Origin of the sequence: Acinetobacter sp. XH1741 (assembly GCF_041021895.1) — a bacterium.
In the GTDB taxonomy this organism is placed as follows: domain Bacteria; phylum Pseudomonadota; class Gammaproteobacteria; order Pseudomonadales; family Moraxellaceae; genus Acinetobacter.
Window position 1 is genome coordinate 1,800,724 of sequence record NZ_CP157428.1, and the last position, 18,696, is coordinate 1,819,419.

Annotated in this window: 17 protein-coding genes and 1 pseudogene; 5 read left to right on the forward strand and 13 right to left on the reverse strand. The window is 41.5% G+C overall.

The window, feature by feature from the left end; all coding sequences use genetic code 11:
* Positions 1–346 precede the first annotated feature (346 nt).
* The 5 genes and pseudogenes from benE to benA form a co-directional block, all read right to left on the reverse strand.
* The gene (benE, locus tag ABLB96_RS08530; protein WP_348896693.1) at positions 347–1,540 is read right to left on the reverse strand and encodes a benzoate/H(+) symporter BenE; all 1,194 of its coding nucleotides are present in this window, start codon (positions 1,538–1,540) and stop codon (positions 347–349) included.
* A 57-nt stretch (positions 1,541–1,597) separates the two neighbouring features.
* Positions 1,598–2,383 carry a 1,6-dihydroxycyclohexa-2,4-diene-1-carboxylate dehydrogenase gene (locus tag ABLB96_RS08535; RefSeq protein WP_348896692.1) on the reverse strand — a complete coding sequence of 262 codons (786 nt, stop codon included), beginning with the start codon at positions 2,381–2,383 and terminating at the stop codon, positions 1,598–1,600.
* Between the two features lie 18 nt (positions 2,384–2,401).
* Positions 2,402–3,418 carry a benzoate 1,2-dioxygenase electron transfer component BenC gene (gene benC / locus ABLB96_RS08540; protein ID WP_348896691.1) on the reverse strand — a complete coding sequence of 339 codons (1,017 nt, stop codon included), beginning with the start codon at positions 3,416–3,418 and terminating at the stop codon, positions 2,402–2,404.
* Between the two features lie 52 nt (positions 3,419–3,470).
* A pseudogene (gene benB, locus ABLB96_RS08545) lies at positions 3,471–3,990 on the reverse strand (benzoate 1,2-dioxygenase small subunit).
* Positions 3,987–5,369 carry a benzoate 1,2-dioxygenase large subunit gene (gene benA, locus ABLB96_RS08550; RefSeq protein WP_348896690.1) on the reverse strand — a complete coding sequence of 461 codons (1,383 nt, stop codon included), beginning with the start codon at positions 5,367–5,369 and terminating at the stop codon, positions 3,987–3,989. Before benA ends, benB begins: the two are co-directional and overlap by 4 nt.
* Before the next feature lie 277 nt (positions 5,370–5,646).
* On the opposite strand from benA, the gene ABLB96_RS08555 reads away from it, so the two are divergent.
* Positions 5,647–6,606 carry a LysR family transcriptional regulator gene (locus ABLB96_RS08555; protein WP_019457431.1) on the forward strand — a complete coding sequence of 320 codons (960 nt, stop codon included), beginning with the start codon at positions 5,647–5,649 and terminating at the stop codon, positions 6,604–6,606.
* A 47-nt stretch (positions 6,607–6,653) separates the two neighbouring features.
* Here the strand turns inward: ABLB96_RS08555 and ABLB96_RS08560 are convergent, their stop codons facing one another.
* From ABLB96_RS08560 to ABLB96_RS08590, 7 genes are all read right to left on the reverse strand, one after another.
* Entirely contained in the window at positions 6,654–7,535 is an 882-nt protein-coding gene (locus ABLB96_RS08560) for a transporter (RefSeq protein WP_348896689.1), read from the reverse strand.
* Positions 7,536–7,696: 161 nt separating this feature from the next.
* Complete coding sequence (locus ABLB96_RS08565) at positions 7,697–8,758, reverse strand: phenol 2-monooxygenase domain-containing protein (protein WP_348896688.1); 1,062 nt, start codon at positions 8,756–8,758, stop codon at positions 7,697–7,699.
* A gap of 14 nt (positions 8,759–8,772) precedes the next feature.
* Positions 8,773–9,135: a phenol hydroxylase subunit P4 gene (locus tag ABLB96_RS08570; RefSeq protein WP_348896687.1), complete on the reverse strand. Its 363-nt coding sequence runs from the start codon at positions 9,133–9,135 to the stop codon at positions 8,773–8,775.
* A gap of 59 nt (positions 9,136–9,194) precedes the next feature.
* Positions 9,195–10,721 (reverse strand): aromatic/alkene/methane monooxygenase hydroxylase/oxygenase subunit alpha, encoded by a 1,527-nt coding sequence (locus ABLB96_RS08575; RefSeq protein ID WP_348896686.1) that lies wholly within the window; start codon positions 10,719–10,721, stop codon positions 9,195–9,197.
* Between the two features lie 45 nt (positions 10,722–10,766).
* The gene (locus tag ABLB96_RS08580) at positions 10,767–11,033 is read right to left on the reverse strand and encodes an MmoB/DmpM family protein (RefSeq protein ID WP_348896685.1); all 267 of its coding nucleotides are present in this window, start codon (positions 11,031–11,033) and stop codon (positions 10,767–10,769) included.
* 11 nt (positions 11,034–11,044) lie between these two features.
* On the reverse strand, positions 11,045–12,043 hold the full coding sequence (locus ABLB96_RS08585) for an aromatic/alkene monooxygenase hydroxylase subunit beta (protein WP_348896684.1): 999 nt from the start codon (positions 12,041–12,043) through the stop codon (positions 11,045–11,047).
* A 21-nt stretch (positions 12,044–12,064) separates the two neighbouring features.
* Positions 12,065–12,352, reverse strand: a complete 288-nt coding sequence (locus ABLB96_RS08590; protein ID WP_000193471.1) for a phenol hydroxylase subunit — start codon at positions 12,350–12,352, stop codon at positions 12,065–12,067.
* 369 nt (positions 12,353–12,721) lie between these two features.
* Here ABLB96_RS08590 and mobR point away from each other — a divergent pair, with 369 nt between their 5' ends.
* Entirely contained in the window at positions 12,722–14,392 is a 1,671-nt protein-coding gene (gene mobR, locus ABLB96_RS08595; RefSeq protein WP_348896682.1) for a phenol degradation transcriptional regulator MobR, read from the forward strand.
* Between the two features lie 57 nt (positions 14,393–14,449).
* On the opposite strand, the gene ABLB96_RS08600 is transcribed toward mobR, so the two are convergent.
* Positions 14,450–14,650, reverse strand: coding sequence for a heavy-metal-associated domain-containing protein (locus ABLB96_RS08600; RefSeq protein WP_077164555.1), 201 nt, complete (start codon positions 14,648–14,650; stop codon positions 14,450–14,452).
* A 166-nt stretch (positions 14,651–14,816) separates the two neighbouring features.
* Between ABLB96_RS08600 and ABLB96_RS08605 the strand changes: the two genes are divergently transcribed.
* The 3 genes from ABLB96_RS08605 (at position 14,817) to ABLB96_RS08615 (ending at position 18,201) form a co-directional block, all read left to right on the forward strand.
* Positions 14,817–17,288 carry a heavy metal translocating P-type ATPase gene (locus ABLB96_RS08605; RefSeq protein WP_348896681.1) on the forward strand — a complete coding sequence of 824 codons (2,472 nt, stop codon included), beginning with the start codon at positions 14,817–14,819 and terminating at the stop codon, positions 17,286–17,288.
* Positions 17,289–17,363: 75 nt separating this feature from the next.
* On the forward strand, positions 17,364–17,765 hold the full coding sequence (cueR, locus tag ABLB96_RS08610; protein WP_348896680.1) for a Cu(I)-responsive transcriptional regulator: 402 nt from the start codon (positions 17,364–17,366) through the stop codon (positions 17,763–17,765).
* Positions 17,766–17,793: 28 nt separating this feature from the next.
* The gene (locus ABLB96_RS08615; protein ID WP_348896679.1) at positions 17,794–18,201 is read left to right on the forward strand and encodes a GFA family protein; all 408 of its coding nucleotides are present in this window, start codon (positions 17,794–17,796) and stop codon (positions 18,199–18,201) included.
* Positions 18,202–18,696: the final 495 nt, after the last annotated feature.

The following is an 18,696-nucleotide window of genomic DNA, read 5'->3' on the forward strand; positions in this document are numbered from 1 at the left end:
TGAAAATTATAAATTATTTTAAATTAATGGGGTGGTCTTGTTACAACACTTAAAATGCGGTTGAATATTGTATTATGAGAATTTTAAGGATTTTATAGACGTTTTTTTTATAGATTTTATTGGTGAGAATCACAGTTGAAAATATAAATGGGTTTATATTATGAATTGAAGTAAAAATATAAGAATAAAATATTAAAGCCTATTATTTAATTATTTTAGAAATTGCTCTTAAAAATGAAATTTAATTTATATTCAATAAAAATCGCCAAATCAGAATTAGCAAATTATTTGCTGCCTGATTTGGCGATTTAAGCTGTATTTTAGTTGGAGGGACTTCGATAAAAAACTAATTAGTGGCTGGAGCTGAGCGTGGTATAAGAATGAAATGGGCGATTACACCAATACAAATACCCCAAAAAACTGAGCTTAATCCAAGAAAATGCATGCCTGAAGCTGTCGCTAAAAAAGTAATGAGCGCAGCATCACGTTGACTATCATTTTTCATGGCAACAGAAATATTGGTGGCAATTGCTCCAAGCAAGGCTAAACCTGCTAGTGCTGCGACCAGTTCTTTAGGAAGTAGGCTAAATAGCATGACAATACTGCCAGCAAATAAGCCTCCTAAAATATAAAAAATCCCATTGGCAATGCCTGCGATATACCGTTTTTCTTTAAGTTCATGCGCATCTTTACCCATACATAAAGCAGCGGTAATTGAGGCAAGCACAATCGTAATACCACCTACGCAGGCAACAGCTAAAGAGGCAATACTGGTAGCAGTAATAATGGGTTTGGCTGGGGTGTCGTAACCGCTGAGTTTCATAATCGCCATACCCGGTAAAAATTGGCCGGTTAGACTGACTAAAATGAGAGGAACGGCGAGGTTCAGTGTTGAGTTCCATGTCCATTCTGGGCTAATCCACTGCGGAATAGCTAAACTAAAACTCACATCAACCGGATTCATTTTGCCTAAAATAAGGCTTAATAAAACTCCAGCAGCTAACACCCAAATCATGGTGTAGCGCGGCATTAAACGTTTGGCAATTAAAAAGACAATGAGCATGCTAAAAACAATAAAAGGCATGCTATCAGACGCGGTAAATAGACCAATACCGAATTGAAAAAGAATACCCGCCATCATGCCGGCAGCGACATCTTGCGGAATCCACTTCAGTAACTTGTCGAAGTAACCTGTAACGCCAATTAAAAAAATAACGATGGCAGAAGTAATATAGGCGGCTACCGCTTCATTTAATGAGACATTTGGAAATAGGGTAACTAATAGGGCAGTGCCTGGTGCTGACCATGCGGTTATGACAGGAGTTTTATATTTAATCGAAAGATAAATACCTGAAACGGCGGCACCAATTGAGATTCCCCAAATCCATGACATCATCATGTCGGTAGACACATGAGCACGCTGAGCAGCTTGGAAAAAAATAATCAGTGGGCCTGAGTAAGAAATTAAAACCGCGAGAAAGCCCGCAACTGTTGCTGATATAGACCAGTCATTTTGTAATGTCTTTAACAGGGTTGCCATGTGTGATTGCCTCCATGCAAATCATGTTATTTACCCAATCATGCAAAAAGATCAGGGTTAACCCTGATCTCCACCTCCGACCGAAATAACCGATCCGGTCATATAGGATGCTTCGTCTGATGCAAGAAATAAAATTGCATTCACTTGTTCTTGAATTGTGCCATAACGGCCCATAAATGTTCGATCTATAGTTTGATCAACTACTTGCTGCATCCAGTCTTTTTCATTTTGACTTAACGGATTGGCATTTCGTGGCACTTTGCGAGGTGGTGCTTCGGTTCCACCAGTCGCAACGGCATTGACTCGAATTCCGTCTTTGGCATGTTCAAAAGCAAGCGATGCCGTTAAAGCATTTACACCGCCCTTGGATGCAGAGTAGGGAATACGGTTAATACCACGGGTCGCAATTGAAGATACATTTACAATCACACCCGACTGTTGCTTAATCATGGCGGGTAACACAGCGCGGCAGCACCATAAAGTTGGAAACAATGAGCGATTTACTTCCTTAATGATCTCTTCTTCGGAAAATTCTTCAAAAGGTTTCATCCAGATCGCGCCGCCTACGTTATTAATCAGGATATCTACCCGACCATAGTGTTCAATGGCTTTTGCAACAACCGCTTGTGCGCCTACATAGGTTTCAAGGTCAGCATTAATCGTGACGGCATCGCCACCCGCACTTTGAATTTCTTTAAGAACGTCTTCAACATATTCAGAGCGGTCAGCCATGATGACTTGGCCGCCTTCAGTTGCAACTTGTAATGCCACACCACGACCAATACCTTGAGCACTACCCGTAACAATCACGACTTTATTAGTAAATCTTTGACGGTTTGACATAGATAACTTCTCCACCTGTTAATTCGCAGAGAATTTTTCAAACAAGAAGTTAGCAGGTTTGATATTTTCAGTTTCTAACCAGCCACGTACAGCCTCTACCATTGGAACGGGTCCACATAGATAAACATCGACGTCGCCACCGTTTAACCATTCATTTTCAATATGACCAGTGACATAGCCTTTGCGTTCATGGTTGCTCTCAGGGTTTGCAACTACAGTTCGGTATTCGAACCACGGGAATTCCGTTTGCAATTCATTGAGTTTTTCTAGAGCCACCAAATCAAAGTCATTGGTGACACCAAAAACTAAACGAACAGGCTGTTCAGAACCTTTTTCTTCAAGCACTTGTAACATCGACATAAATGGAGCAATGCCAGTACCACCTGCCAGCATCAGCACTGGGCGAGCTACATTCCGTAAATAGAAGCTACCGAATGGACCAGTAAAAGTCATTTTGTCGCCAGCTTGAGCATTCTTACTTAAAAACTCACTCATTTTGCCGTTCGGTACGTTACGGACCACAAAGCCCGTTAAGCGATTGCCCGGTTTTGAGCTAAATGAATATGAACGTGTTTCGCCAGTTTCAGGAATAGCAACGTTGACGTACTGACCTGCAAGGAAATGAATATCTGGTTGGCCTTCATCAAGTTGAATATCAAAAGTAATAGTTGAGTCTGATAAATTTTCAACGCGGGCTAGGGTGCCTTGGAAGCTATGAATTGCAGTTTTGCAAACATCTGACGAGGCTTGAATTTGAAATACCGCATCTGAGGTTGGACGACATTGGCACGCAAGAATATAGCCTTGCTCAGCTTCTTCTGGTGTTAATGCATCTTCAATATAGGTTTCTTCTGGCATGTCATAACTACCGGACTCGCAAAATGCGCGGCAAGTTCCACATGCACCATCACGGCAATCCAAAGGAATATTAATTTTTTGGCGATAGGCTGCGTCAGATAGGGTTTCGCCCTGAGCTACGTTAATGAAACGTGTAACACCATCTTCAAATTGAAGTGCAACATTGTGGTTTGACATGGCATGTATCCTACAAAATATTTGAAACTTTTGCCCTCAGCCAACTATCCGTTTAACTGAGGGGGTATGTCTTAAAGGTGGTAAATATCAATAACCTGATTGATGTAGTCATTTTTCAAAACGACATACTTGCTCAAGATTTTTGGTTGATCACCTGAAAAATCGATCACATAACGTGACATACCGAAATAGCTGTAATTTGTTTTGTAACGGAAACTCAAGGTATTCCAGTTAAAGCGAACAGTGACTTTGTCTCCGTCGCGATCGAGAACTTCAACATTTGCAATATTGTGGCTCGTGCGTGTGTCCGGCATGGTTGCAGATGAGCGCTCGGTTTTAATACGGAACACGCGATCTTCTAAACCTTGACGATCTGGATAATAAATAAGTGAAATTTCAGATTGCGGATCTTCAGTTAATCTATCGTCGTCATCCCAAGCTGGCATCCAGAAAGAGGCTTCCGGTGCATAGCATTCAAGCCAATCATCCCATTGTTCATCATCTAAAAAGCGAGCTTCACGATAGAGAAACTGAGCAATATTTTCTAAAGTTGCTTTGTCTTGAGCACTCATGCTGTTTCTCCCTGATCAGCAATTTCTTTCTCTGATGCAATCGCATGTTTCATGGTGTGTAACCAATATTGATGTTGGGCAAGATAAAGACCTTCATCTTCAGTTTTGATACCACTTAACATTGGTTTTAAACCGATTTCATTTGCTGCATCGTCTGGTCCATAAATCCAGTGCTTTGAACCACGGCACATGTCATTCCACTCAAGTGCAATACCTGCGTAGCCTGCCTGACAAGCACGGAATTCTTCTAAATCGTCTGGTGTTGCCATGCCTGAGGCATTAAAGAAATCTTCATATTGGCGGATACGACGTGCACGAGCTTCGGGTGCTTCACCTTTAGGTGCGATACAGTAAATAGTGACTTCAGTTCTATTGACAGAAAGTGGGCGAAGTACACGAATTTGCGAACCAAACTGATCCATCAAATAAACGTTTGGATAAAGACACAAGTTACGTGAACGCTCAATCATCCATTTCGACATTGCTTCACCGTATTTTTCGGTGTATTCGTCTGCTTTCGGGAAGTTTGGACGGTCTTCTGGGTTTGCCCATTGTGTCCAAAGCAACATGTGGCCATTTTCAAAGCCATATGAGCCACCTCCTTGTTTCCCCCAAGAACCTGCACTCATGGCACGAATATTATCGGCAGCTTGAGTTTCTTTACGGTGTTGAGTAGTTGCTGCGTAGTTCCAGTGCACAGCAGAAACGTGGTAACCATCGGCGCCATTTTCAGCGGTGAGTTTCCAGTTGCCTTCGTAGGTATAGGTAGATGAACCACGTAAAACTTCCAAACCATGTTCAGACTGATCAACAATCATGTCGATGATTTTGGTGGTTTCACCCAAGAATTCTTCAAGTGAAGGAACATCGGGATTTAAGCTACCAAATAAGAAGCCTTTGTAGCTCTCAAAACGAGCTACTTTTTTAAGGTCGTGTGAGCCGTCTTGGTTAAAACAGTCAGAATAGCCTGCTTCACTTGGATCTTTAACCTTGAGCAATTTACCTGAGTTGTTAAATGTCCAACCATGGAAAGGGCAAGTATAAGTCGCTTTGTTACCACGCTTGTGACGGCAAAGTTGTGCTCCGCGGTGTGAACACGCATTGATCATGGCATTGAGTTCGCCGTTACGATTGCGGGCAATAATAATTGGCTGACGACCAATGTAGGTGGTGTAGTAGTCATTATTATTTGGAATTTGGCTTTCGTGTGCCAAGTAAACCCAATTACCTTCGAAGATGTATTTCATTTCGAGGTCGAATAGAGCTTCATCCGTAAATACTGAGCGATGAAGTTTAAATTCACCTGTATCGATGTTATCGACAAGTAATTCATCAATACGGTCAAGATGGCTGGTATTAATTACAGGAATACGTGGCATGTCCGTTCTCCGACTTTCCAAAAGTGTGGAAGTCACCAAGGCCTTAGCTACTCTTAAAGGTCTTGATATCCTAATGTTGTCAATGAAGCGCATAAGACGCTGGGTGTTGAACCGTGTATTCATGAAGATGAATCGCTTGAAGATTGCTAGAACAGCTTTTTCACAAAGTAATTCATCACTTCATCGGCTTGTTGCTTGTGTATACCTTAAAAGAATGGGTAAACTGTGTCTAAGACTGAATTTGCATTTTTTTATATCTTAAAGGTATGGAAACCTGATGGAACTACGACATTTACGGTATTTTGTGGCTGTTGTTGAAGAACAGAGCTTCACAAAGGCAGCCGAAAAACTATTTATTGCTCAACCTCCTTTGAGTCGACAGATTCAAAATCTGGAAAGCGAGCTTGGAATTCAACTGTTTGAGCGAGGAAGCCGTCCTTTACAGACAACCCCAGCAGGACATTTCTTTTATCAGCACGCCCTTAAACTTTTGTCGAATGCTGAAGAAATAAAAAGTATGACCAAACGTATTGGTCTGATTGAACGTAGTGTGACGATTGGTTTTGTTGGGTCTTTACTCTATGGTTTACTGCCTCGAATCATTTATTTATTTCGTCAGCAGCAGCCGCATCTGAATATTCAATTGATGGAGTTAAGTACGACTGAGCAACTACAGGCATTAAAAGAAGGACGTATTGATGTTGGGTTTGGACGTTTAAGAATTAGTGATCCTGCGGTGAGACGTATTTTGCTACGTAAAGAACGCTTGGTAGTTGCTGCGCACACGAGCCATCCGATTGCACAGCGTACAGAAGGGGTATATCTGGCCGATCTCATTGATGAAAAGATGTTTATGTATCCCACGTCGCCTAAACCTAATTTTTCGACCCAGCTTTTGAACATTTTTGCCGAGCATAGTTTGGTTCCAAAAAATATGCATGAAATACGGGAAATTCAGCTGGCTTTGGGCTTGGTGGCGGCGGGTGAAGGTTTGTGTATTATTCCTGCCAGTGCAGATACTATTCGCTTTCCTCATTTAAACTACATTCCGATTTTAGATAACGGCGCAGTCAGCCCAATTTTTATTACTGCTCGTGCAATGGACCGAAGTGAAGACTTACAGCTTTTATTTGATTGTATTTATCAGGTGTATGATCTTGAAGGTATTCCATATAAACGCACCGTTTTTACGCTAGATCAGAACCCGATCGATGATTCAAACGGTATCGACTTTTAAATAAGTAGGGCATAGCCTCAAAGGTTGAAGCTATGCATTGATATGTTTTAGAAAGCCCAAATCAGTTTTAGCCAACTGGTATGGCCTTCGGGACGATATTCGACTTCGGTTTCTTTTAGAAATTTGGCTTCAATAGACCAGTTTTTATCGGCATATTGAATGCCTGGACCAACTGCAAAAGCCTGTCCTTTAAACCCAATGTCACTTCCGTTTACTTTGTCATCTGTGGTTTGTTTAAAAGCATAGCCTTCAACTGCAACTTTGAGTTTGGGGTTAATGCGGTAACCTAAGCTATAGTCACCCGCAATGTATTGTCCAGACTTATAGTCGGTCGCATTGTTACGTGTATTCCAGCTATAAGACAGTTTAGTTGAAAGATCTAAACCTACCGCGTTGGCATAACTATAGGCAATAATCGGTCGAATGGTGTGATAGTTTTTCCCGAGATTGGCTTCCACTGGATGTGTCGTACTTGGAGTGTCGTATTCACCTGTTCCCAGTACGGTTTCTAGAGCTGCAATCCAGTGATGGTTTCCTTTATGCCAGCCGAGCATACCACCCAAAATCAAGTCTCCGAGACCTTGGTTTGAGTCAGCCATCCCATTTACTTTAAGGCGTAGATCAACCAATGGCTGGGCTGCATAAAACCCGAGTTGTCCATCCATAATTTTTTGATCGGTCATCCACACCAACCGCGGAACTATGGCGTTGACATCAACATGGAACTGATCGGGACCATTTTGAAACTCTGATGCATGATAATTTTGATAATAACTAAGTAGATAGACCCCAGCAGGTGGTAAGGCTCCCGCCATCATACCTTCGGCACCTAAGGCAAAAGAGTCTGAGCCATTTTCTGTCGCAAATGCAGATGGAACGTAAATAGCAGTGAGCACACCACATATGATTGCAGAGATTTTGTTATTCATAGAATGTCCTATTCTGTGTTGTTTCGCATATCACTAAAAAACGTTATTCCTTAACGGTCTTGTAAAATTTGAAATGCAGAACTCCTGTGAGCCTTGTATTTGCTTTCTAAATTACAAATACAAGGCTCATTTGAAAAAGCGGAGTGCTTAAAGGTTTATCTTTAAATATGTTTGAATAAAGCCGAACGCGATTGTCCAGCAGCGCCATCGGCTGCACTTAAGAAACGTTCAGTGTGAATGTCCCGTTCGAATAAGCGACTTTGCATGAGTGTTGAAATTGCCGAGTCAATCATGATTGGAGGACCGCACAAATACGCTTTGTGTCCACCACATCGATTTTCAAAGTAATCGGCAACAGCCTCATGCACAAATCCGGTAAATCCAGTCCATTGGTCTTCTGCTTTTGGTGCATTCAAGGCAGGGATATAGCGGAAGTTCGGATAGTCTTTTACGAGCTGTTCAAACAATTCTCGGTTATATAGCTCTGCCAAGTCTCGTGCTCCTTGGAACAGGTAAATCGTGCGACTATCTCCAGATTCAAGTAAATCTAAAATCATCGATTGTGGACTTGAAAGACCTGAACCACCTGCAATGAAAATGGCATTTTGATCATCTGACTTGCGTACAAAAAATTGACCATAAGGGCCTGAAATATCAAGCTGATCACCTATGGCAAGCTGTTCATGTACATAAGTCGTCGCCGCACCACCTTCAACTTTACGAATATGCAGCTCAACTATGCCGACTTCACTTGGTGAATTGGCAATTGAAAATGCACGAGTTCCTTCAATATCTGGGAACTGGACGTTGATATATTGACCCGCTTGAAATTCGATTGAGCGATCTAGTTGTAGTCGGATTCCTTTAATGGTCGGCGACAAGTCTTTTATTTCAATGACGATCGCTTGATAGTCTTGAACCAAATGACCTAAGAAATCTGGGTCTTCATCGACATCGGCTTCAATGACCATATCGGATTGTGGTTTGCAGCAGCAGGCAAGCACCTTATTTTCATCACGTTCAATATCCATGAGTGCAAATGGCGAGGCTTCACCAACATCATAAAAACCGTCGGTGACTTGGACCTTGCATGTCCCGCAAGTGCCATGACCACAGGCAAAGGGTAACCAAACGCCTTGGCGTAGGGCAGCATCTAAAATGGTTTGGTCTTCTTCTACTTCAATCGTTGTTCCGATCGGTTCAATGGTGACTTGATAACTCATGACACACCTCCGAATTAAACATAGCTGTCGTTATAGCCATTTAACTTTGGCGTAACGAAACGAAGTAATGACTTGTGACTAAAACCAAGCTCTGCCAAAGTTTTTGTACTCTCAGGACTGATTATTTGACCATCTAAGGTGTATTGCACTTTTGACCAATCAATTTTGGCAAATTCTGGATGTTGGGCAAAGCCACCTGTAATTTGTTGCTCAATCAACTGTCCAAAAGTTTGTTGAGGTGAGGCAAGCATGGCATGTGCCGAGCAAAAAAGTGTGTGATGATCCCAACCCACGTAAAGTAAGAATTGATCACCATAATTTTTTTGCAGATCAAGCGGTTCAAATTGATAGTTGTTATGTATCGCGCGAACAGTCATGTTCAATCTCCTTATTTCCTATCAGGCAGCTTGATGACTGCCTGAACAATTCCTTGTGCTTAAGCTGCGTTGCCTTTCCATTTTTTCCAGCGCTGTTGGTCTGGTGAACCTTCAATATCCAGATTGTCGGCACCGATATTCATGCGGTAATAATCGCGGAGCATGGTTTCGAAGTCACCGCCACCACAGTTGCCTTGCAAAATTTGATTTACAGGTAGCCATGCTTGTATATATTTCTCAGGCTCACGCTCGAAAATGTCATGACAGCCATCTGAACAGGTGTGGTAGCGTTCGCCTTGGTAGATGCTATGGCGATAACTAAACTGAGTCGGATCATCGCCCATTTCGGTAAAGGTCATTGGTATCTGACAAACCTGACAAAGCTGTGGCAAACCTGCGCTATAGAAGCGTTTACCTTCAGCTTCCATTTTGCGAGCTAACTCCCATTTTGGACGGTAGTATTTATCGAAAGTGTCTGGATATTTAGCAGATAACCAATCCATTTCTTCATCGGTTGGAATCCAAGTATGGAAACCAGCAGCATGACCAAAGTTGTAGAAAATCCACCATGCCTGATGTGAGACATGCTCTTTTTCTTTCACAATGACATCGCTATATTTCGGCATACGAATGCCATAACGACTCAAATCTTTAAATAGCGCACCGCCTGCCTGTTCAAAATAAACTTCCCACGCTTCTTTCCAAGACATCACTTTGTTTGGCAGCATGTAATCCATCATCATGCCCACAATTGAAAGTAAACGCGTCCCACGCCAGAACCATTTATCAATCCATTCCTGCACAATCGGCACGTTGTCTTCATGTTGTTCGAGCAAGAATTTCACGATTTCAAGACCAAGCGTCATGTGGCGCGCTTCATCTGACTGCGCACTAAAACCAAAGGTTACGGTTGCCATATCGCCGTTATAAGCTGCTCCCGACATAAACGGCACAAACAGTAAGTTGGTAAGTACATATTCAAAAGCAAAACTAATGGCTAATAAAAACTCGAAAGGGCCAGCAGAACGGGCATCTTCAAAAAATGATTTAGGCACAGACAAATACCAAACGCGGTCATGCATATGCGCCCAGTCCTGAAAACCATCAAAGAACTTGTTGTAATGGCTCATGGCATGAATTTGAGTCTGTACATGACGCAGCTCATCAATCGATTGCATCTGAGAAGCAATACGTGCACCAATACCACTAAACTGACGGCCTACATGGGCATAGCCTTGATAAGCCTGATATTCAAGTGGGGTCACCGCCGTTAAAAAGAGCTTGATCGCATTTAAGTAGCGTTCATTGCTGACATTCATCTGACCATTGTTTTGAGCAAAGGCATCAAAAATGGCATAAAGTTTTTTCTCTTTTTCTGCCTGATATTTCCAGTAAGAATCCATCGTTAAACGGAATGGATCTTCCCATTTAGACCAGTCGGTAATTTTGATGCCCTCAAATTCTTCATAAGGGAAGGCTTCTTTACGGTCAGCATAGGAAAAATCCCAGTCCAGATCACGAGTTAATGCACGGTAACGATCTTTCGCATTTAATTTTTTGCTGGTTTCTTTGGTTTGAGTTGTCATGATTGATCATCCTTAAATCTTTGTTAAACAACATCTATGTTGTGATTAATTCCAGTGAAGGCGGAAAGTATCGTCATCTTCTTCGACGTTGCCGCCCAGCGTAATCATGTTGAGTTGTAAAGATTGGATGTCCCAATCTTGGCCTAGTTTTTCAGATACGGTTCCGGCTTTAATCACCAAATCAGTTTCACTTTCAATGCGAATCATGGCTGGTAAATATTGAATTGACGCTTCAGGGTTATCTTCTTCAATCGCCTCGATGATGTAGCGTGAAGTATCGTTGTCTTGTAATGCGAGATAGACTTTAGACATGTTGCTTCTCCTTAAGCATTTGTAAGTGGTTGTAGGCCGAGTTTTTTTGCACGTTCAATAACTGCTTGTTCTGCTTGATCGACCGCATCTGCTGTTAAGGCAACTGTTGCCCAAGGTGTAAAGGCCGCTTTTACTTGAGCCAGAGATTGAGTGAACCATTCATTTAATAGCTGTTTGTTGTGTTTGGACTCTGCTGTGGCAGTTTTAATGACAGTGTCTGACCACTTACGTAAATCAGCTAAAGTGTCTTTCATAAACTCAGTCAGCATGGCTAAGTCACGAGCATGTTGAGTGACTAACCACTGATCAAACTGTTGATAGACAAGCTCTGTCACAAAGCCGTCAATCACAAGGTTTTGTAATAAGAAAAGTTTGAAGTAGTCTTGCTCGGTAAGACTTTCTTCACACAGACGGCGTAAGCTTTGCCATGCCGGATGTTGCATCCAAGCCTGTTTTGCCTGTTGTAGTGAGTCGCCGCTGTTGCCATCTAAAGCTAAACCAATGCGTGAGATGTACTGCGCAATTCCTAAATGATCCATCGCGGCATAAATACAAGCTTGGGTCAGCACGGTGCCATAACCATAGGCACTGCCAGACATCATGTGTAAGTTTGCAGTTTGTTCAACGTGGCGAAATGGTAATAGGCATTCAATGACCTTGGCTTTGACTTCATCAGACAAATGTTCTGCAAGCTGACGTTTTTCAAAAAAAGCAAAATTACTTTCGGCGGTGTCTTGTAAACGCGCACGGTGTTGAACATAAGTTCCATAATAGAATTGACGTGGATCTTTAAATGCATACCAGTCTTGCATTTGCAGGGCAGTATGGGTTTTATCATTTAAAGTCTTTTCTGGTTTCCACAATGGTCGATAGTGGAAGTTAGTTTCTGCCTGTACATCGAAACTTACTTCTTGATATCGAGTTGCTGGCTTACTACCAAATCGTCTTTCGATATAGGCATAGTTCTGGCGGATAGGTTCGACATTTGATGTTTTGATTTCTAAAGTCATGGCTTTATCTCCTTATATTTTTTACATCTGATCATCGTGATCGTTGCTATTACGTTGCGTGCCGACTAAAGTTGCTTCGGTGCCATAACGCCATTTTTCTTCCTGAGCATCATTAAAAGCTTGCTGCTCTTGGGTCATTTCAACCACTTGATTGGTCTTACAAAAATCATTAAATGCATGTTTAGGCAAAACCAGTTCTACAAATAGACTTGGGTCATGAATAGCAAAATCGAATTCGATAAATTCTGCGTTTAAGTCGCCAGTGACCCGAATATATTTGGTTAATGCTTCGACTTGAGGTTGCGTCATGCTGTACTCCATCAAGACATGGTCTTGAAATTGATGAATGCTCCTTGCTCTCGCTATAAGCTTTACAAAAGCTATGCCAACTTTATTTTTATCATTAAAAACAGTAAATTGAGTTTTTTATGGGAAGTGAGACGGTTTTAAGATTCACCATTTCATGAATATTTTTGAATGGTGAAATAGAGATATTCATGATTTGATGAAGAGGGCCGTAGAAATTTCTTTTTAGATTGTTTGAGACTTTAAAAGGAGAGATCTAGACATACTTTTTTAGTATGAAGTTATGTCTTTAAGGTACTAGGACATTTATCTTATTCTTCGATAAGATGAGATAACACCCAAATGTGTTTAATGGATTAAAACAGATCACTCATGGCTCGAGTAAAATACGATACAACGGGACGATATACAGATCATCCGCAAGAAATTCACGATTTGCTGTCTAAACTGCACTTTGATACGGCCCATGGCCAAATCTGGTTTGATGAATATCGAATGCTGCTTTTACACACCAGTATTATGGGATATTTGCGTAAAGACTTAGCACACATGATTGGGCTTGAGCGGACCAAACGTTTCTTTATTCGTTTAGGATATCAAGCTGGGTTAAAAGATGCTGAAGTTACAACAAAAATGCGTCCCGATTTAAATGAACACGATGCTTTTATGGCGGGTCCACAAATGCATGCGATTCGTGGAATGGTGCAAGTACAGGCTAATCAACTTAATTTAAGCCACGATAAAAAACAGTTTTATGCCGATTTAAATTGGCTCAACTCTTTTGAAGCCGATGTGCATTTAGAGCACTTTGGCCCAAGTGATGAACCTGCGTGTTGGATGCTTTTGGGTTATGCATGTGGATATAGTAGTTTTGCGACGGGCATGACCATTATTTATCAAGAAATAGAGTGTAAAGCTTGCGGCGACGAGCATTGCCGTATTATCGGTAAACCTTTAGAAGAGTGGGAAAATGCAGATGAGCTGATTCAGTTCATGTCTCCCGAACCCATGGAAAAAGAACTGATTGCGTTGCAGGCTGAACTGTTTGAACTTAAAAAATCAATTTACAGTGATAGTGAAGCTGATTACCAATTATTTAGTTCTGTGGGTAAGTCAGCCTCTTATAAACAGGTCTGTGCATTATTAACCAAAGCAGCAGGTTCGAAAGTTTCCATTTTGCTACAAGGCGAAACAGGCGTTGGTAAAGAAGCTTTTGCACGAGGGGTGCATGAAAATAGCCAAAGAAAAGACCAACCTTTTATTGCGGTAAATTGTGCAGCGATTCCACCAGAGTTAATTGAATCTGAGTTATTCGGAGTAGAAAAGGGTGCCTATACAGGAGCACATCAATCTCGCTTGGGGAAGTTTGAACGAGCTAATGGCGGTACTATTTTTTTAGATGAAGTGATTGAGCTTTCTTCGCGTGCACAAGCAGCACTATTACGCATTTTGCAAGAAGGTGAATTTGAGCGAGTAGGAGACTCACAAACTCGTATTTTAGATGTCCGTGTAATTACAGCAACTAATGAAGACCTTGAGCAAGCTGTGAAAACAGGCCGCTTTCGGGCAGATTTGTACTATCGTTTAAATATTTTCCCAGTGCAGATTCCACCTTTGCGGGAGCGCCGTGAAGATATTCCTTTACTGGTTGAACACTTTCTTCATCGTTTTGAAAAAATGTACGGCAAAACCATTCAGGGTGTAAGTGAAAAGACCAAAGTTTTTATGCAGCAATATGAATGGCCAGGCAATATTCGTGAGTTGGAAAACTTATTGGAAAGGGCGGTTTTATTAACGGACGATCAGCAGCTGATTAAGTTAAATGCCATTTTCCCACAGATCAAGCATGATCCAGAGCAGGCAGTGACCATAGAAACTGACTTTGAGCAATTATTACAGCCAGAGTTTAATTTAGAAGAACACGAGAAGCAGTTAATTTTAACGGCTTTAAAAAAGGCAAATCATAATGTGTCTGAAGCGGCACGTTTATTGGGGCTAACTCGGGCAGCACTGGATTATCGAATTAAAAAATTTCAGCTTTGAGTCAATATCAATAAGCTCAAAAATAAAGGCCTAATTTTAAACGTTAGGCCTTATTCATTATTGCACTTTCGCTGGAAAACCATCTTCTTCAAGCGCTTCGGTAATTTTATCGACGCTTTCACTGCTTTCAACAGTCACGATTTTGGTCGCTAAATCTACATCTACTTTTGCATTTGGGTCGATATCTTGAATCGTCGCAGTTACACCGCGAGCGCAGCCGCCACAAGTCATATTTTCAATAAGTAGTTTCATGTTCATACTCCATCAAGAATGAGATGTTTGTTTGGATAACACTGAGTCTAAACCTTGTCATGATTGTAAGGTCAAGACCAATTTTTTAAAAAAATATGCTTGACCTTCCCATGATGGGAATCTGTATGCTCAATAAAGAATATTAAATTTTGCAGATTTGCAGAGGTGTTTGATGGACTCAAAAAACACAAAATTGCCAGCATATAGTGAAACCCTTCCAATCGAAGGCATGACTTGTGCCTCGTGTGTAGGTCGTGTCGAAAAAGCACTTAAGAAAGTTGAAAATGTAGAGATTGCTAACGTTAATTTGGCAACAGAAAAAGCCGTTGTTTATTCAAATCAACCAATCCAGCGCGAAGCACTGGTTAAAGCAGTTGAACGAGCAGGGTACGATGTTCCAAAAGCAGCACCAGTGGAATTGTCTATTGAGGGCATGACCTGTGCATCTTGTGTGGCGCGTGTTGAAAAAGCACTCAAAAAAGTAGACGGCGTTCAAGAAGCCACAGTCAACTTAGCAACAGAGCAAGCGTGGGTGCAGGCAGATAATGCTGTCAATGTCGAAGACCTCATTCGCGCTGTTAAAAAAGCTGGTTACGACGCGAAAGCATCTGAAAAAAATCAAGATGAGCAGCTCGACAAAAAAGCGTCAGAGTTAGATCAACTTAAAAAAGATTTGATCATCTCGATTGTGTTGGCTTTACCTGTGTTTATTCTGGAAATGGGTTCACATCTCATTCCAGCTTTTCACATGTGGGTTATGCACACCATTGGTCAATACAATAGCTGGCTTTTACAATTTGTTTTGACCACCTTAGTACTCGTTTTTCCGGGTCGCCGTTTTTACCAAAAAGGTATTCCAGCCTTATGGCGTTTAGCACCAGATATGAATTCGCTGGTTGCTGTTGGAACCTTGGCTGCCTATAGTTTTTCAGTTGTGGCAACCTTTATGCCGCATGTGTTACCCCAAGGCACGGTCAATGTTTACTTCGAAGCGGCTGCCGTTATTGTCAGTTTAATTTTGCTTGGACGATATTTTGAAGCCAAAGCCAAAGGACGAACCTCGCAAGCGATTCAACATTTAGTTGGAATGCAGCCCAAAACAGCCCGTATTCAGCGTGATGGACAAGTAGTAGAAGTTGCAGTTGCCGAAGTAGTGAGTGGAACTATTGTAGAAATTCGTCCGGGTGAACGTGTGCCAGTTGATGGTGAAGTAGTTGACGGACACAGCTACATTGATGAATCTATGATTACGGGTGAGCCTGTTCCTGTTGAAAAAAGAATAGGCCATCAAGTGGTCGGTGGTACGGTCAATCAAAACGGAACACTGAACATTCGGGCAACCGCAGTGGGTAGCTCGTCTGTACTCTCACAAATTATTCGCATGGTTGAACAAGCTCAAGGTTCTAAACTTCCGATTCAGGGTTTGGTCGATAAAGTCACCATGTGGTTTGTACCGGCTGTCATGCTAATTGCAGCAATCACTTTCTTGGTTTGGTTTATTTTTGGGCCAGAACCCGCGCTGACTTTTGGATTAGTGAATGCTGTTGCTGTACTGATTATTGCGTGTCCTTGTGCGATGGGACTTGCAACGCCAACTTCTATTATGGTCGGTACTGGGCGTGGTGCTGAGTTAGGAGTTCTGTTTCGTAAAGGTGAAGCTTTGCAGCTTTTACAAGAAGCACAGGTCGTTGCAGTTGATAAAACGGGCACACTCACCGAAGGCAAACCGACACTGACAGACTTTAATGTGCAATCAGGTTTTGAGCGTGAACAAGTGCTAACTCTAGTTGCCTCGGTCGAAGCCAAGTCTGAACACCCAATTGCACACGCTATTGTTCAAGCAGCAGAAAGCGAAGGTCTAAACTTATTACCCGTAACAGCATTTAACTCGATTACAGGTTCAGGTATTGAAGCGGAAGTTTCAGGTCAAAAAGTACAAATTGGCGCAGACCGTTATATGCACCAACTTGGTTTAGATACCAACTCATTCCAAACGATTGCTGCTCAATTAGGTGAAGAGGGTAAAACACCGCTATATGTCGCTATTGATCAGAAACTTGCTGCAATTATTGCCGTGGCAGACCCAATTAAAGAAACAACCTATGCTGCGATTGAGGCCTTGCATCAATTAGGCCTCAAGGTTGCCATGATTACAGGAGACAACCGTCATACAGCACAAGCGATTGCTAAAAAGCTGAATATTGATGAAGTTGTGGCAGAAGTTTTACCCGATGGCAAAGTGGACACAGTTCGCCAACTGCAAAAACAATATGGTCGCTTGGCCTTTGTAGGTGATGGTATTAACGATGCACCAGCCTTGGCACAAGCAGATGTTGGCTTAGCCATTGGTACAGGAACAGATGTTGCCATTGAAGCAGCCGATGTTGTGCTGATGTCTGGTAGTTTAAAAGGCGTACCGAACGCAATTGCATTAAGTAAAGCAACCATGCGAAACATACGTCAAAACCTGTTCTGGGCATTTGTATATAACGTTGCTCTAATTCCAATTGCAGCAGGTGCGCTATATCCAGCATTTGGTGTATTACTTTCACCTATGTTTGCAGCAGGCGCGATGGCACTTTCTTCGGTTTTTGTTTTAGGCAATGCATTACGCTTAAAACGTTTTCATGCGCCAGTACAGTAAGGGTGCTGAAAATCAACTTTTGGTTTAAGATCATGACAGCAGGTCTTAAACCAAATTTAATATTCGAGGTGTGAGATGAATATCGGTCAGGCATCCAAACATTCAGGCATTTCGGCGAAAATGATTCGCTACTATGAAGAAATCGGTTTACTTGAAGCCGCTCAGCGTTCTGCTTCTGGCTATCGTATTTATTCAGAAACAGACCTTAAAACTTTAAACTTTTTAAAACACGCTAGAGAGTTAGGTTTTTCATCTGAACAGATGAAAGAACTTATTTCGCTTTGGAAAAACACAGATCGGCAGAGTGCAGAGGTGAAAGCCTTAACTGTAAAACACATTGCCGAATTAAAACAGAAAATTACCCATCTACAAGAGATGGTTAATATTTTGCAGGCTTCAGCCGATGATTGCTGCGGTAACCAGCAAGCTTCATGTGCCATATTAGATCACATTGAAAAAGGTGCGGGTGTAAGCTAAAACTCATTAAAATAAAAAAGGAAAAATGATGACTTATACAGCTTCCTGTCTTTGTGATGGGATTCAACTACAAATTAATAGTGAATTAGAACCCATCATGGTCTGTCATTGTAAGCAATGTCAAAAAGCGCAAGGGGCTGCTTTTGCTGCCATTAGCCAAGTACAAAAAAATGATTTGAATATTGTGCAGGGTGAAAACCTGTTACAGGCTTATTTTGCATCGCCTAATAAAAAGAGAGTGTTCTGTAAAACTTGTGGTTCGCCTATCTGGAGTGAGCGTTTAGATAAACCTGATGTGGTGCGTTTAAGGGTAGGGCTCATTAATGAAGAAATACCAACCCAAGTTGTTTCTCATGCTTTTGTCACTTCAAAGGTGAAATGGTATCCAATTTGCGATAATGCTCGACAATATCCAAATGGGGTAGAAAACTCTTAAATATTAAGGTTTGATCATGTTTTATTCATTTGTAAAAAAACGTGAACAACACTCGCCATGAATAAATAATGTGCTATAAATGTACCTAGGGTAATCGTAATATCTCCTCGATCCACAGGGAAACTTGGGACAGGAAAAAAGATACGATAAGACCTTACATATAGCTAGCAAAGAGCATGTAAGAGATGGATAGACACAAATCTTAGTTTGCTCACCGTTGCAGAAAAGCCCGTGAAACGGGCTTTTTTAATGTCTGTAAAAGCTCTTTCTTATTTAGAAAGAGTATAGATTTTTAAACTATTTATGAAAAAGTAATGTAAAAATAATAAAATATTTTAAATATACAGACTATTCTGTATTGCAATTTGCTTTGATTAAGGGTACATTTAGTTAACGGTTTAAAGTTCAAGCTTAATAATGAACTCATGGTCGTTGTGGGAGATCTAAGAGCCTGCATTTTCCCCAAGATGCGGGTTTTTTTTATGCCTGAAGAAA

What these genes read in the sequence shown, in the direction of transcription:
- ABLB96_RS08535 (WP_348896692.1), bottom strand. Translation starts at nt 2,383, where the DNA reads ATGTCAAACCGTCAAAGATTTACTAATAAAGTCGTGATTGTTACGGGT.
- ABLB96_RS08570 (WP_348896687.1), bottom strand. Translation starts at nt 9,135, where the DNA reads ATGACTGTTCGCGCGATACATAACAACTATCAATTTGAACCGCTTGAT.
- ABLB96_RS08600 (WP_077164555.1), bottom strand. Translation starts at nt 14,650, where the DNA reads ATGAACATGAAACTACTTATTGAAAATATGACTTGTGGCGGCTGCGCT.
- ABLB96_RS08605 (WP_348896681.1), top strand. Translation starts at nt 14,817, where the DNA reads ATGGACTCAAAAAACACAAAATTGCCAGCATATAGTGAAACCCTTCCA.
- ABLB96_RS08580 (WP_348896685.1), bottom strand. Translation starts at nt 11,033, where the DNA reads ATGTCTAAAGTCTATCTCGCATTACAAGACAACGATACTTCACGCTAC.
- benC (WP_348896691.1), bottom strand. Translation starts at nt 3,418, where the DNA reads ATGTCAAACCACAATGTTGCACTTCAATTTGAAGATGGTGTTACACGT.
- ABLB96_RS08555 (WP_019457431.1), top strand. Translation starts at nt 5,647, where the DNA reads ATGGAACTACGACATTTACGGTATTTTGTGGCTGTTGTTGAAGAACAG.
- ABLB96_RS08590 (WP_000193471.1), bottom strand. Translation starts at nt 12,352, where the DNA reads ATGACGCAACCTCAAGTCGAAGCATTAACCAAATATATTCGGGTCACT.
- ABLB96_RS08585 (WP_348896684.1), bottom strand. Translation starts at nt 12,043, where the DNA reads ATGACTTTAGAAATCAAAACATCAAATGTCGAACCTATCCGCCAGAAC.
- benE (WP_348896693.1), bottom strand. Translation starts at nt 1,540, where the DNA reads ATGGCAACCCTGTTAAAGACATTACAAAATGACTGGTCTATATCAGCA.
- ABLB96_RS08565 (WP_348896688.1), bottom strand. Translation starts at nt 8,758, where the DNA reads ATGAGTTATCAAGTCACCATTGAACCGATCGGAACAACGATTGAAGTA.
- ABLB96_RS08560 (WP_348896689.1), bottom strand. Translation starts at nt 7,535, where the DNA reads ATGAATAACAAAATCTCTGCAATCATATGTGGTGTGCTCACTGCTATT.
- ABLB96_RS08615 (WP_348896679.1), top strand. Translation starts at nt 17,794, where the DNA reads ATGACTTATACAGCTTCCTGTCTTTGTGATGGGATTCAACTACAAATT.
- benA (WP_348896690.1), bottom strand. Translation starts at nt 5,369, where the DNA reads ATGCCACGTATTCCTGTAATTAATACCAGCCATCTTGACCGTATTGAT.
- mobR (WP_348896682.1), top strand. Translation starts at nt 12,722, where the DNA reads ATGGCTCGAGTAAAATACGATACAACGGGACGATATACAGATCATCCG.
- ABLB96_RS08575 (WP_348896686.1), bottom strand. Translation starts at nt 10,721, where the DNA reads ATGACAACTCAAACCAAAGAAACCAGCAAAAAATTAAATGCGAAAGAT.
- cueR (WP_348896680.1), top strand. Translation starts at nt 17,364, where the DNA reads ATGAATATCGGTCAGGCATCCAAACATTCAGGCATTTCGGCGAAAATG.